Source organism: Streptomyces sp. ADI95-17 (assembly GCF_003846175.1).
GTDB lineage: Bacteria > Actinomycetota > Actinomycetes > Streptomycetales > Streptomycetaceae > Streptomyces > Streptomyces sanglieri.
The window spans coordinates 72812-85013 of record NZ_ML123045.1 but is presented as its reverse complement, the minus strand read 5'-3'; the positions used below and the strand labels follow the sequence as shown (position 1 = coordinate 85013).

Here is a 12202-nt window from a genome sequence, read left to right as displayed (position 1 = left end):
CACAGGAGCACGACATGCCTCGCTTTATCGGGCTCGTATCCCTCACCACCTACATCGCGTCGATTGCCGCCGCGAACTGGCTCACCACCCGCTACGGCATGGTTCACGTCGCCCCCGGGCTGATGACCACCGCCGGCACATTCGCTGCCGGGGCTGCGCTCCTCGCGCGCGATGCTGTGCAGGACGCTCTCGGCCGGGCGTGGGTGCTCGTCAGCATCGCATCGGGAGCTGTTCTCACCCTGGTAGTGAGTCCCGCTCTCGCAATGGCTTCGGCAACTGCATTCCTCGCGGCCGAAGTCGCCGACATGGCGATTTACACGCCGCTCCGCTCTCGCGGCTGGGCCCGCGCCGTGCTCGCTTCGAACCTGGCCGGCGCCATCGTCGACACCGTGCTGTTCCTCTGGCTCGCCGGATTCCCCATCACCACCGCAGCAGTCGGCGGGCAACTCGCCGGGAAACTCGCCTGGGCCACCCTCCTGCCTGTCCTGGTCGTCCTCACCCTTCGGCAGGTGCGCCGTGCTGTACCTCGGCACCCCATCGGGGCCTGACGTGCAGAACGCGATGCGCGCCGGACTCCTCGGCTGCATGACGACACCTGCGCAGGGCAACGTGATCCCCGACGGGACACCGATCGGCGCCGACAACGGATGCTTCGGTAACAACTACCCCGGCGACGACGAGTGGTTCGACTGGCTCGACAGTCGCATCGTCCGGTACGGCGCCGACCGGTTCTTGTTCGCTGTCGCCCCTGACGTCCCGTTCGACGCCGCGGGCACGCTCGCAAAGTCTCTCCCATGGCTCGGTCGCATACGCGGGTTGGGCGTACAGGCCGCGTTCGCCGCGCAGGACGGATGCGACGAACTCGGCGTGCCGTGGGACGCGTTCGACGTCCTGTTTCTGGCTGGCTCCACGGAATGGAAGATCGGCCCGATCGCTGAGCGTCTGTCGCGCGAAGCGAAGGAGCGAGGCAAACGCGTGCACATGGGGCGCGTCAACAGCCTGCGCCGGTTACGCATCGCCGAATGGTTCGGCTGCGACACCGCCGACGGCACGTACCTCGCGTTCGGCCCCGACAAGAACCTCGCCCGTCTCCGTGGCTGGCTCGATGAACTGCACCACACCCCGGCTCTTTTCGCCTCTGACACCTCGCTCGCATCCAAGGAGATAGGCGCGTGACCGGCCCGAGCAGCAACCCGCGCGGCGAGCGAGCCGGTACCCCCGGCGTCCGCTGGCAGGTGATCAGCACGACCGACGAGCAACTCGTCAACGACGACGCACCCGACCCCGCACCGCCCCCGAACCGAGCAGCCCGTCGCGCGGCCGCCCGCGTACTGAAGAAAGGCAACCGCCGATGACCGACACCCCGCAGACCGCCCTCGACACGCTGCGCGGCCTCGCGCTCCGCAGCGCCGACGGGCCCACCGTGCAGCAGCTGCTCGACGACGTCACGACCGAGCTCACCGGCCGGACCGTCGTGCACCGCGACCAGGACCGGCGGCCGCGCCGGTTCGTGCTGCGCCGCAGCGTCGACGTGTCCGGTATCAGCGGGCTCGGCGACGTCGCCGACGGCGTGCTGTGGCCCGACGGCACCGCGTCCGTGCGGTGGCGCGGCGAACACCCGAGCTCGGTGTTCTGGGACCGCGGCCGCGCGTCCGTCGAGCTCATCCACGGGCACGGCGGGGCGACCTCGGCCGTGTTCCTCGACGCCGCCGACGGGTCGGCCGGCTCCGTCCCGGACATCGAAGCCGCGCCCCTCGCGCTGCGCCGCGCGGTCGACCGGGCACTGAACGCCCCGGTCGCATGCTCCGACTGCGGGCGAACCATCGCATGCCCGTGCGCCTCGGACCGGCGCGAGGGGCGGGTCGACGCGATCCTCGCCGCGCTCGCCCCCTGGATCGCAACGGGCGACCGCACCGCCATCCCGTCACAGACCGACCGCACCTGACACGACGAAGGGGCGCCCCCATCCGGCCAGATGTCCGGGGCGCCCCACGCGGTGAGATCACCCTACGCACCGCAGGAGACACCCGCCATGACCCACACCGCCCGCACCACCGCCGAGAACCTGCAGCACATCGTCAACCACTGGCACCAGTTGCGCGCCGCCCTCGACACCACCGGCCCCGGCACCACGTGGCCCCCGGCCCGGCCGGGCGCCGAGTACCTGCGCGCACTCGACGATCAAGACGCCGCCGAGGTGTCCGCCGAGCAGTCCCTCGCCGCCGCGATCGCGCACTCCCTCGACCACCCGCAGCGGCTCATCACCACCCGGCACCACACCGGACAGCTTTACTACCGGTGCGCGTTCTGCGACCACGTCGGCGAGGGGCTGCCGCACCCTGTGCGTGAGGACCGCGACCCGGCGCAGCTCGGCGAGCGGCCGGTGCCGGTCCGGCTCCACATCGTCGACGCATGCCGGGCGATCGAGATCGCGCTCGTCGCGCTCGCCGACTCGATCGCGGCCCGGGACGCCGCCGACCCCGCGGACTGGTACCGCGCCGACCGCGAGCAGCGCACCGCGCCGGCTGCCGCCCGGTGGCTGCTCACCCGGCTCGGCGACGACGGCGCGTGCTGCCCGACCCACGATACGGACCGGGCCAGGATCACCGAGTACGCGCGCGAGGCGGCCGCCCGCCTCGACAGGGTGCTCGGCATCGGCCGGCGGTCGGTGCAACTGCCGGGGGTGCCGTGCCCGTGGTGCGGTGGCGACCTGGTGATGCACAGCGAGGCGGGCACGGTTATGAGCGTGACGTGCGCGACCGGCCTGATCGACTGCGACGCCCCTGTGCCGTTCGATGTGGACCGGCGGGCGCGGGTGTGGTCGTCGGCCGAGCAGCTCGCGGCGCTGCAGCGGGCACTCGACGCGGCCGAGCAGCAGCGGGCCGAAGCGGAGCACCGGGCGAAGCGGGCCGAGGATCGCCGCCGGCAGCGGGCTGCCGCGAGGGACCGGGCCGCGGCGGCGTAATCGTCAGGGGGCGGACCACACCTCGGGCCCGCCCCCTCGCCACTCAATCAGCGCCGATGTCTCGACATCGGTCTCGTCGAAGTCGTCGAGCCCGGCACGGCGCAGAAACTCGGCAATGTCCCGCGCGTTGTAGGCAAGGCCGAGAATCGTGCCGTCGACGCGGACACGGCGCCCGCCGGTCGGCGATGGTGGGTGAACGATCACGGGCAGCACTCCGGACATGGGACCACCCTGCGGCCGGACGGCGCCGGACGCATCCGGACAGACGCAGACCCCGCAGGTACGGGCCGGCGGGGTCTGATCGAGGATTCGGCTACTCGCCTGTTTCGAGGTCTGTACGCCGCCCGGGGCGCAGCGGGTGATCGGCAAAGTACGCGGCGACCGCCTTGCGGGGGTACTTCTGCCGGGTGCTGCCCGGCTCGATGACGGCGGCCGGAAACCCGCTGTTGGGGTTGGCCCGGATCGCATGCAGGGTCTGCCGGCTTACGCCGTGTTCGGCACAGATCTCGGTGATCGTCATCGGCTGATCGCCGGTTTCGGGTGGCGGCTGCTCGTCGGACACGTTCGCATCCTCTCTCAAACCTCTTGACAATGTAAAGAGGTCGCTCTTACGTTGGTCCAGCTACACGAAGACCCCGACCGGTGCTGACACACCGACGGGGCCGCAGTACGGCCGGGCCCGGCGCTGACAACACCGGACCCGACCGCCCCGACAGGTGCTGACACACCCGACGGGATGCCCGACCCCCTGCCACTAACAGGAGAGTCAAACGTGAACGATCGTATCCGGGGCCCGCTCAACAGCGCCCCCACCCGCAACAACCCGCCCGAGACGGCGCTGCTGCAGGACGTACTCGCCCTGCCGAGCCTCGCCTCGCAGGTCCTCACCGCGGCCGCCGACTACCTCACCAAGCACAAGCCCGACGCCGAGCTCACCGTCGCCGGATGGGGCCGAGCCCTCGCCCTCGCCGACGCCCGCGTGCTCAACGGGTACCCGCAGGTCGTCGCGCAGAACGCCGGCCGCCGCGCCATGTCCGCGATCGCCCCCGAACTCTGGAAGAGCTCCCGCACCCGCGGCGAGTGGGCCCTCGCGCTGCGCTCCGTCGCCCGGACCGTCTGATGATGGGCACCCCGGCGCCCCTCGACGGGCCGACCCTGGAGTTCCTGCAGACGATCCTCGACGCGATCGACATCCCCGCACCCGCCACCCCCGACGACGCCGCGGCGTACAGCCGTGTTCTCGCCGACCGGGCCGGACACGCCGCCGTCGCGCTGCGGGACGTCCTCGCGGGCGCCGCGCAGTTCGGTCCCGGCTGGATCACCTACTACCTGCGCGCCCGCCTCGACGAGACGCCCGCCACCGGGTACCGGACCCTCGACGACACCGCGAGCACCACATGAGCGCCGACGAGCGGCCCGAGGACGAAACCCCGGACCGCGAGCCGCGCCCGAACCGCATCGTCGCCGAACCGGCCACCGTCGCCGCGTGCGCCGAGGACTACCGCACTGGCGCAGACGTACGTGCGACCGCGGCCAGGCAGCACGCCCGCCGCGGCTGACCGCCAAGCCGGCCGGACCTCACGCCACCCCGTCGAGGGGTCCGGCCACCCATCGGGAGATATCTCCGTGCACCGCACTGCCCTCACACCGCTGCAGCGCCGACTCGTCGCCACCGTGGCCGGCGGCGCCGTACTGATCGCCGGGATCGGATTCGCCGGGTCGTACGCCGCCGTCCGCAGCCTCGCCGAGCGCAAGCACTTCGGCGAGTTCGCGCTCGTGTTCCCGATCGGCATCGACGCCGGGATCATCGTCCTGCTCGCCCTCGACCTGCTGCTGTCCTGGCTGCGCATGCCGTTCCCGCTGCTGCGCCACACCGCGTGGCTGCTCACCGCGGCAACGATCACGTTCAACGGCGCAGCAGCCTGGCCGGACCCGCTCGGCGTCGGCATGCACGCCGTGATCCCGGTGCTGTTCGTCGTCGTCGTCGAGGCGGCCCGCGCCGCCGTCGGCCGGCTCGCGGACATCACCGCCGACCGGCACATCGAGCCCGTGCGTCTGTCGCGGTGGCTGCTCTCCCCGGTTCCGACGTTCCGTCTGTGGCGCCGGATGAAGCTGTGGGAGCTGCGGAGTTACAAGCAGGTCATCAAGCTCGAACAGGACCGGCTGATCTACAAGGCGCAGCTGCAGGCGCGATTCGGGCGGCGGTGGCGGCGGACTGCACCCGTCGAGCTGCTGCTGCCGCTGCGCCTCGCCCGGTACGGCCGGCCGCTGCCCGGATCGGATGCGCAGCCGGACCCGGCCGAGGACGAACAGCCGGATGCATCCGACGAGTTCGACCGGGCTGCATCCGAGGCGCTCGCACTCGCACCCCCGACCCCGGCCGCACTCACCCCCGCACCCGCATCCGAGCTGCCGACACCGGATGCAGATGCGGATGCGCAGCCGGACCCGGATGCGGGTGCACTCGACCCCGTACCCGAACAGCCGGATGCAGATGCGCAGTCGGATGCGGACGCGCCCGCCCCGCCGTTCTGGTGGCTACCGCCCCGCGAGTTCGTCCTCGACCTCGCCCCCATGGCCCCGGCGATTCCCGAGGTCACCGCAGATGCGCAACCGCCCGCGCCCCCGCAGCCGCCACCCGCGCAGCCGATTGCGCGCGCATCCGACGAGCAGCTGATCGCGGCCGCGGTCGAACTCGCCCGCACCGGGCCGCTGTCGCTCCGGCGCCTGCAGACCGAGCTACACATCGGCCAGCCCCGGGCCCAACGCATCATCCGTGCAGCCGAATCCCGCATCCGCGCAACCACAGCTGCGCAACCGCAACCCACCGCAACCGCATCCGGAGTGCACTGATGACCAAGCCCGACGACGGCGAACACCGCATCCGTCAGTGCCGTTGGCGTACAACGGGAGCCGAACTCACCACTCGTAAGCAATCAACTGGATTAGGTCATATCCCTGCACCAACGTGCTGACGATAGCGAATGGCGCCATCACAGCGAGAGCCACCCAGCGGCTCCGGGCTGAAGCTGCTCGCTCCGTGCCCGGCGATGGCGGATCCCTCCGATCGATCGAGGCGTTCGTCAAAGACGCTCGGAGATCGATCACGGGATCCACCCCATCCACGAGCGCCACGTAAGTCAGAACCTGTCCACGATGAAACGGTGTAGCCGTAGCAAGTGAGAGCCCGTGGCTCGACATCGAGGCCGGGAGTACGCGCTGAACAGTCGGTTCGGACCGTTCCTGGAGCAGGGCTACGACGGGCGTCGTGCATGTGACCTCAACAGGCAACGAACTGAAATGTGTTGGCTCCAGGTCTTTGTTGCCGATATTTGTCAGCTCGATCTCAATGACGTGAGGTCTCAACAGGGATGCGCCTGACCATTGGACGTTCAAACCTCCCCCGTGAGCTGCGCTGTGGCTCATGAGCGGGCTGACGCGCGCAGACCACCGCACCTTGCGACGTGGCCAGACGGCTCGATAGGCGATCCAGCCGACCAGGAGAGCTGTCGGGACCGCCAGCATGGTGCCGATGGCACCAACGACCGCCCAGATATCAGTTCCGGACTCTTCGCCTGCGAGTATCAACATGGCACCGACTTATACCGTGTATCAGCGTTGCCTCTCCAGGGCGAGGACGGCTCTCGCGAATGACGTCACCTGGTTCGGGGCTGATGCGTGACCTGCGGAACATCTGCCAGCACTTCAGCCGTGCCATGCCGCGTTCGACAGGGCGCAGGGCCTGGGTGAGGAGCCCGTTGATGCTGCGCCGGGTGGGGGCGAGTTCACCGCCTGGCGGGCGTTTGAAGCTCATGGTCACCCAGTGGCCACGCTGAAAGAGCTCAGTGATTCCGCACCCGCCGCGTCCCCTCAGGGCGGGGGGACACTCCTCTTCTGATGCGTTTCGACGCAGAATCAAGCGCGAACCCTCAACCAATCGTAAAAGAAACGCGATCGATTCTCCGTCTACTTTTCCACATATCCCCAGGTCAACGCGTTCTGTCCCCGGGGGACTCCCCCGGGACTCACGCGCGCGGGGTCCACTCCACTCCACTCCAACTACATAAGGGGGGCTGATCAGAGAGAGCACCCACAGGTAGTGGCGCGCGAGCGCACACCCGCTCTCTCTGGCCACAATCCCGCTTGACGCCACACGATCACGTGTCGCAAGATTGGCCGCAGTTCCGCATGCCCGGAATCAGAAACCACCCGACAGCCCCCACCACATCACGGGGGCTGTTCGCATGTCCGGCACCCCCGACCCCGCTGTCAGTGCAGCAACATAGATTGCCTGACATGCCGACGAATGAACTCCACCTCGCCCCCGACCTGATCACCACCCGTGCCGCTGTCGCAGCCGTCTACGGCGGCGCCACGCAGGGCGGGATCATCGGCTCGCGCCAGACACCGAACGTCTTCATCTACTCCGACCCTGACGAAGGCGAGCAGTACGGATACACCTTCGACGGATGGACCGAAGACGACGACGGCACCCCCATCTACCACTACACCGGCGAGGGCTCCGCCGGTGACCAACAGCTCACCCGCGGCAACAAGTCGATTCTTGAACACGTCGACCACGGCCGGGCGTTGCACCTGTTCCTCGCCAACGGCTACGTACCGGGCAGCCGCACAAAGTATCAGCGCTATATCGGCGAGGTCGTCGTCGACTCTGTCGAGCCCTACCTCGAACGCTGGAATCACGATGGGGACGGCACACTTCGATGCGTCTACGTCTTTCGCCTGCGGCCGACCGGCCGAAGCGCCATCGACGTCCGCGACGAAGACCGGATTCCCCCGGCTGTCGAAACAGCAGCAATCCGTGTCCCCGCGGCCGAGACGTCGTCAGCGCTGTTGGCCCCGGAGCAATACGGCACCCCGGAGACGACCTACACGCCCTCCGCCGGGCCCCGCACCGTAACTCGCCGCGAGTCCAAGCTGTCGACTCTCTTCGAGACTCACCTCGTCGGCCTGGGGCACGAAGTCGGCCGCTACCAGCTGACCATCAAGGGATGCCGCGGGGCACTGCTGACCGACCTGTATGACTCAACCGAAAACGTGCTCTACGAAGTCAAGGGACGCAGCCGGCGCATCGATGTACGCATGGCCGTTGCGCAGTTGCTCGACTACCGCCGTCATATCGGCGCCCCGGGCCTTCGCACTGCAATTCTGATTCCGACTGAACCCGAGGCCGACGTGCGCGACTACGTTGAGAGTTTGGGAATCGCCCTGGTCGTGAAGAACGGCGATCACTTCAACGGATACCCGCTCGCGTAGCGAGATCCCCTCGGGCGATCCGGCAACTCCCGCCGCCGACCGCCCGACTGCCGCCGCCCGCGCTGGTGGGGCGGCGGCACCCCAAACCAGCGCAACGCCCCACCCCGACACAAGGTCACAGCCTCATGTTCGTAGACCTCGCCCGACGGGACACGCAAGGTTAACGAGCTACCTCTCGTCGCCCGACGGTTCCTTATCCATCCGCGGCGCCGGCACTACCGGAGCATCGCGGAGCGCCGGCATCTCCGAACCCGCGAACCTCATGATCAGACCGGCCTGCAACCGCGCCTTGATCTCCGGATCGTCAACCTCGGCAAGAAGCAAGATCGCTTGCTCTGCAGACCGCTCGGCGCGCATGTCATCCCGCAACGCATCCGTCTCCGACGCCATGTGCTTCAAAGCCTTATCCGACTCACGGTGAAACAGACGCCCGATCACCGTCGTCACGATCCCGGCGGTCGTCGTCACCATGGACGCGTACAGATCGCCGCTCGTCTCGGCGCGCCAAATTGCGAGGCCGATCCCGATCAGCAGCACACCGCCGCCGAGCACCGAGAACACCTGACTCGTAAGGAAGCTGCGTTGCGACTGCGTGAGGCCGTATGCGTAACGCTGCACGAGGAGCTCGGCAAAACGATCATCATCAACTCTTTGTTGAGCTGCCAACGGTCGCTCTCGTGTGGCGCCCTCGTCTGGTTCCTTCGGACCACTGACAAATGCGGGCGCATACACATCACCGCCTACAGCGATCTGTCCGCCGGAACCAAATACGGCACCACGCAGATCTTTTGCCACCTCTCGCCTGTCGCGCTCCAAACCCTTCCGGGCACGCACCAAGGTCGCGCCCGCCACAGGGATCGTAATGAGCGTGGCTACGATCGCGAGCACCTGATCTAACGTCATATACCCCAGCCCCGTGACTTTGTGAGGGTGGCACAGTACCGCCTCACCCCCGCCCACACCCCCACCCGGCCGAGAGGGGTACCCCGCCATGCGCGTACGCCTCACGGACGGGACATGAGAGGTCGAGATCAGGACCGACCCCGACGAGCAGCAGCCCACGCTCGATCAGGTCGAGGTCACAGCCGTACGACTGCTCACCGCACTCGACCGCGAGCTAGCCGACGAACCGAACCGCACACCGATCGGGTTCACCGCGCAGTACGACCTCGACCGCGTCTCGCTCGACTCGCTCGTCGAACGCTCCGACCAGGACGACGAGCCCGAGCAGTACGACGAACCCGAGGACGCCAGAGCATGAGTGGAGGATGGGCCGACAGCACGAGACGCGACGAGCTGCCGCCCGGCTGGTACACCGTCATCCGCCCATATGTTCTGCACCGTGACGAGTACCGATGCAGGTGGCGCGAGGGACGCGTCGTGTGCGGGCACCACGCGAACCAGGTCGACCACATCGTGCCCGGCAACGACCACCGGTACGAGAACCTGCAAGCGCTGTGCGCACACCACCACGCCGTCAAGAGCAGCCGCGAGGGCAACGCCGCGCGGTGGGCGGTCCGCACGCAGCGGCCGCCGGAGCGCCATCCGGGGATCATCTGACTCCGTTCGGCGCACCCCCAGTGGCCGCGGCTACTCCCCCACGATTCCTTGATGGAAACAGCACGACGGCAGGAGGACGCACGTGAGCAAGGTGACCGGCGACATCGAGGCAATGAGATGGATCAATACAGCCTTCCAGATCCTCAGCATGGATGACGTGTGGACTGCGCACCTTGCGGGCGAAAGCCTGACGCATGAGGAAATGAACGATCTTGTGGAGCTCGGCGAATCGTTGCGCAACGCGTGGGAGTGGTTTACCTACGAAGGCACGCTTCACAGTATCGGGAAGTACATGAAGCAACACGCCGAGCGGGGAGCTCAGGCAGCTCGCGAAGCGGGGTCTCGCCTGGTATCGGATACTCAGACCCTGCAGGAATTCATGAGCGATACCGTCGCGGCACTCGAAAACTCTCGTGATCCGCAAGCGGAGCAGCTCGAAGCCAAAACCGGGGCACTCAGAGCGGGCAAATGGGTGCCCGGCGATCTTCTTCGTGACACACGCTGCTTGATTCTCGCCAGCGTGGTTGGTGGTGCGTATTTCACTCATCACCACGACGTCGCCAAACCCTTGGAAGACTGGTTCCTCGCCTCGGGATGCCTCGCGGTGCTGTTACGAATGGGTGTGGTCAAGGGGAAGGCGGATTCCGATACGACGTCCGGCCCTGGGGGGTGAATCCCCCTCCCCGCCCCTTACGGCGCTCGGGAGGTGCTGCGGGGCTGGTTCTGTACGGGTCTGGGGAAAACGGCCACGTGGCGGCACGTGGGCGGTCCGCTGGCGGGCGGGCAGGGGTCGGGCAGGGTGATTCGATGGCGAGCGGTTGAGGGCCCGCATATCGCCTCTCACCCGCCCGACCCTCACAGCATTCACTCATATTCGCAGGTCAGAGACCTATATCCGTTACATCTGCGGTATCATGGGGGCATGTCGACGCGCACCTGCGAGCACTGCCCCGGACCGATGCCGATCACGGCTCGGGCCGACGCACGGTACTGCTCGGGCCGCTGCCGAGTCGCTGCACATCGTGCTCGTCGTACGGCCCCGGCCGAGCTCACGAGCCGCCCGCGCTGGATCCGGCACACCTCGCGCAAGGTCCCGCTGACGGTCGGCGGTGCGGTGGCGAGCAGCACTGACTCGTCGACCTGGTCGCGCTATACCGAGGCCGCGGCGAGCAGTGAGGGTGTCGGGATCGGGTTCGTTCTCAACGGGGACGGCATCGTGTGCCTCGATCTCGACCACTGTCTCGACCCGGACGGCGAGCCGCTGCCGTGGGCGCAGACGATCCTTGACGCCGCAGCCGGCACGTGGGTCGAGGTGTCCCGGTCCGGCGAGGGACTGCACGTGTGGGGGCTCGGCAAGCTGCAGCACGGCAGGCGCATCACGGTCGGCGGTGGCGGCTCGGTCGAGCTGTACGGGACCGGCCGGTACATCGCGGTCACTGGGCGGACGCACGGCGGCACGCCGCGGCGGCTCGGCGACCTGCAGCACGTAATCGACGCACTGCTGTAGCGCCCCGACACGGGTGTGCTGCGGCGCACCCGACACGGGAGGTACAGCCATGCCCCGACTGCAGATCCTTGAACTGCCCGAAAGTGCGGACGACGAGCGGCCGCAGTTCGTGCTCGTCGTCGACCAGTGCCTGCCGCAGCGCATCGCGCTCGGCATGGACCAGTCTCCGGTACAGAGCTACTGGCACATGCTCGCCGATGAGATCGGCGCGCGGGGTGTGATCGTCACGGCCGAGACGGTTGAGATTCCGGCGAACGAGGTACCGGTCGGCCCCGACGGCTACTCGGTGCGGCTGCGGTTCGAGGCCGACCTCGACGGTTTCCGCGACCAGGTCGCGGCCGCGATCGCCGAAGTTCGGCAGATGGTGGACCATGCGGCGATGGGGGGCGAGTGATGGCAGGCATGGGGCCGGCGCCGAAGCCGGCCGACCGTAAGGCGCGGCGTAACAAGGATGCGATCCCGCAGACCGTGCTCAGGTGGGAGCACGCCGCCCCGCCCGAACTCCCCGACTTCCGCGTCGAACGCGACGAGCAGCTCGTCGAGTTCGTGTGGCCGGAGCGCACCCGCGAATGGTGGCAGACCTGGATCGACTCGCCGCAGTCCGAGCACTTCGGGTCGTCTGACTGGCAGTACCTCCTCGACACCGCGCTGATCCATGCCCGGCTGTGGCGCGGCGATCTGTCGGCCGCGGGCGAACTGCGGCTGCGCGTCGCTGCGTTCGGGGCTACCCCGGCGGACCGGGCCCGGCTGCGCATGGTGTTCGCCGAGGCGGACGGCGCCGACGGCGGCAGCGGCCGGTCGGGAGGCCCGTCGGCGCGCGAGCGGTACGGGGCGGCGAGGCTGCGTTCGCTTCCGGGCGGGAAGTCCTCGGCCGGCGACGAGTAGGGGGCGTT

General features: G+C 68.5%; 19 protein-coding genes and 1 pseudogene. 15 read left to right on the top strand and 5 right to left on the bottom strand.

The window, feature by feature from the left end:
- Positions 1–14: 14 nt before the first annotated feature.
- The 5 genes from EES42_RS08530 to EES42_RS08510 all read left to right on the top strand — a co-directional run bounded on the left by EES42_RS08530 (position 15) and on the right by EES42_RS08510 (position 2965).
- A complete protein-coding gene (locus tag EES42_RS08530; RefSeq protein ID WP_124717546.1) occupies positions 15–548 on the top strand; it encodes a VUT family protein in 534 nt (177 codons plus the stop codon).
- Complete coding sequence (locus EES42_RS08525; RefSeq protein WP_241196316.1) at positions 517–1176, top strand: hypothetical protein; 660 nt, start codon at positions 517–519, stop codon at positions 1174–1176. The genes EES42_RS08530 and EES42_RS08525 overlap by 32 nt, the downstream gene beginning before the upstream one ends.
- Complete coding sequence (locus tag EES42_RS08520) at positions 1173–1355, top strand: hypothetical protein (protein ID WP_124717545.1); 183 nt, start codon at positions 1173–1175, stop codon at positions 1353–1355. Before EES42_RS08525 ends, EES42_RS08520 begins: the two co-directional genes overlap by 4 nt.
- Entirely contained in the window at positions 1352–1945 is a 594-nt protein-coding gene (locus EES42_RS45580; RefSeq protein ID WP_206433417.1) for a hypothetical protein, read from the top strand. The genes EES42_RS08520 and EES42_RS45580 overlap by 4 nt, the downstream gene beginning before the upstream one ends.
- Positions 1946–2032: 87 nt before the next feature.
- The gene (locus EES42_RS08510; RefSeq protein WP_206433416.1) at positions 2033–2965 is read left to right on the top strand and encodes a hypothetical protein; all 933 of its coding nucleotides are present in this window, start codon (positions 2033–2035) and stop codon (positions 2963–2965) included.
- A gap of 3 nt (positions 2966–2968) precedes the next feature.
- On the opposite strand, the gene EES42_RS08505 is transcribed toward EES42_RS08510, so the two are convergent.
- Together EES42_RS08505 and EES42_RS08500 are read right to left on the bottom strand one after the other, a co-directional pair.
- Positions 2969–3187: a hypothetical protein gene (locus EES42_RS08505; protein WP_124717544.1), complete on the bottom strand. Its 219-nt coding sequence runs from the start codon at positions 3185–3187 to the stop codon at positions 2969–2971.
- Between the two features lie 91 nt (positions 3188–3278).
- Positions 3279–3527, bottom strand: a complete 249-nt coding sequence (locus tag EES42_RS08500; RefSeq protein WP_206433415.1) for a hypothetical protein — start codon at positions 3525–3527, stop codon at positions 3279–3281.
- A gap of 210 nt (positions 3528–3737) precedes the next feature.
- On the opposite strand from EES42_RS08500, the gene EES42_RS08495 reads away from it, so the two are divergent.
- The 4 genes from EES42_RS08495 (at position 3738) to EES42_RS08485 (ending at position 5818) form a co-directional block, all read left to right on the top strand.
- Positions 3738–4085: a hypothetical protein gene (locus EES42_RS08495; protein ID WP_241196315.1), complete on the top strand. Its 348-nt coding sequence runs from the start codon at positions 3738–3740 to the stop codon at positions 4083–4085.
- Positions 4085–4366 carry a hypothetical protein gene (locus EES42_RS08490; protein WP_124717541.1) on the top strand — a complete coding sequence of 94 codons (282 nt, stop codon included), beginning with the start codon at positions 4085–4087 and terminating at the stop codon, positions 4364–4366. The genes EES42_RS08495 and EES42_RS08490 overlap by 1 nt, the downstream gene beginning before the upstream one ends.
- The gene (locus EES42_RS44635; RefSeq protein WP_164495199.1) at positions 4363–4524 is read left to right on the top strand and encodes a hypothetical protein; all 162 of its coding nucleotides are present in this window, start codon (positions 4363–4365) and stop codon (positions 4522–4524) included. Before EES42_RS08490 ends, EES42_RS44635 begins: the two co-directional genes overlap by 4 nt.
- Before the next feature lie 67 nt (positions 4525–4591).
- Positions 4592–5818, top strand: a complete 1227-nt coding sequence (locus EES42_RS08485; RefSeq protein ID WP_241196314.1) for a DUF2637 domain-containing protein — start codon at positions 4592–4594, stop codon at positions 5816–5818.
- Positions 5819–5884: 66 nt separating this feature from the next.
- On the opposite strand, the gene EES42_RS08480 is transcribed toward EES42_RS08485, so the two are convergent.
- Both EES42_RS08480 and EES42_RS46055 read right to left on the bottom strand, forming a co-directional pair.
- Positions 5885–6556 carry a hypothetical protein gene (locus EES42_RS08480; protein WP_124717540.1) on the bottom strand — a complete coding sequence of 224 codons (672 nt, stop codon included), beginning with the start codon at positions 6554–6556 and terminating at the stop codon, positions 5885–5887.
- 21 nt (positions 6557–6577) lie between these two features.
- Positions 6578–6794 (bottom strand): annotated as a pseudogene (locus EES42_RS46055) (IS5/IS1182 family transposase); the annotation flags it as partial.
- A gap of 467 nt (positions 6795–7261) precedes the next feature.
- Between EES42_RS46055 and EES42_RS08475 the strand changes: the two are divergent.
- Complete coding sequence (locus tag EES42_RS08475) at positions 7262–8242, top strand: hypothetical protein (RefSeq protein ID WP_241196313.1); 981 nt, start codon at positions 7262–7264, stop codon at positions 8240–8242.
- A gap of 168 nt (positions 8243–8410) precedes the next feature.
- Here the strand turns inward: EES42_RS08475 and EES42_RS08470 are convergent, their stop codons facing one another.
- Positions 8411–9145, bottom strand: coding sequence for a TRADD-N-associated membrane domain-containing protein (locus EES42_RS08470; protein ID WP_124717539.1), 735 nt, complete (start codon positions 9143–9145; stop codon positions 8411–8413).
- Positions 9146–9499: 354 nt separating this feature from the next.
- Here EES42_RS08470 and EES42_RS08460 point away from each other — a divergent pair, with 354 nt between their 5' ends.
- From EES42_RS08460 to EES42_RS08440, 5 genes are all read left to right on the top strand, one after another.
- The gene (locus EES42_RS08460) at positions 9500–9802 is read left to right on the top strand and encodes an HNH endonuclease (protein ID WP_124717538.1); all 303 of its coding nucleotides are present in this window, start codon (positions 9500–9502) and stop codon (positions 9800–9802) included.
- A gap of 82 nt (positions 9803–9884) precedes the next feature.
- Positions 9885–10475, top strand: coding sequence for a hypothetical protein (locus EES42_RS08455; protein WP_124717537.1), 591 nt, complete (start codon positions 9885–9887; stop codon positions 10473–10475).
- A gap of 249 nt (positions 10476–10724) precedes the next feature.
- Positions 10725–11309 (top strand): DNA primase, encoded by a 585-nt coding sequence (locus EES42_RS08450; protein ID WP_124717536.1) that lies wholly within the window; start codon positions 10725–10727, stop codon positions 11307–11309.
- Positions 11310–11358: 49 nt separating this feature from the next.
- Positions 11359–11703, top strand: coding sequence for a hypothetical protein (locus tag EES42_RS08445; RefSeq protein WP_124717535.1), 345 nt, complete (start codon positions 11359–11361; stop codon positions 11701–11703).
- Positions 11703–12194 (top strand): phage terminase small subunit, encoded by a 492-nt coding sequence (locus tag EES42_RS08440; protein WP_124717534.1) that lies wholly within the window; start codon positions 11703–11705, stop codon positions 12192–12194. Before EES42_RS08445 ends, EES42_RS08440 begins: the two co-directional genes overlap by 1 nt.
- Positions 12195–12202: the final 8 nt, after the last annotated feature.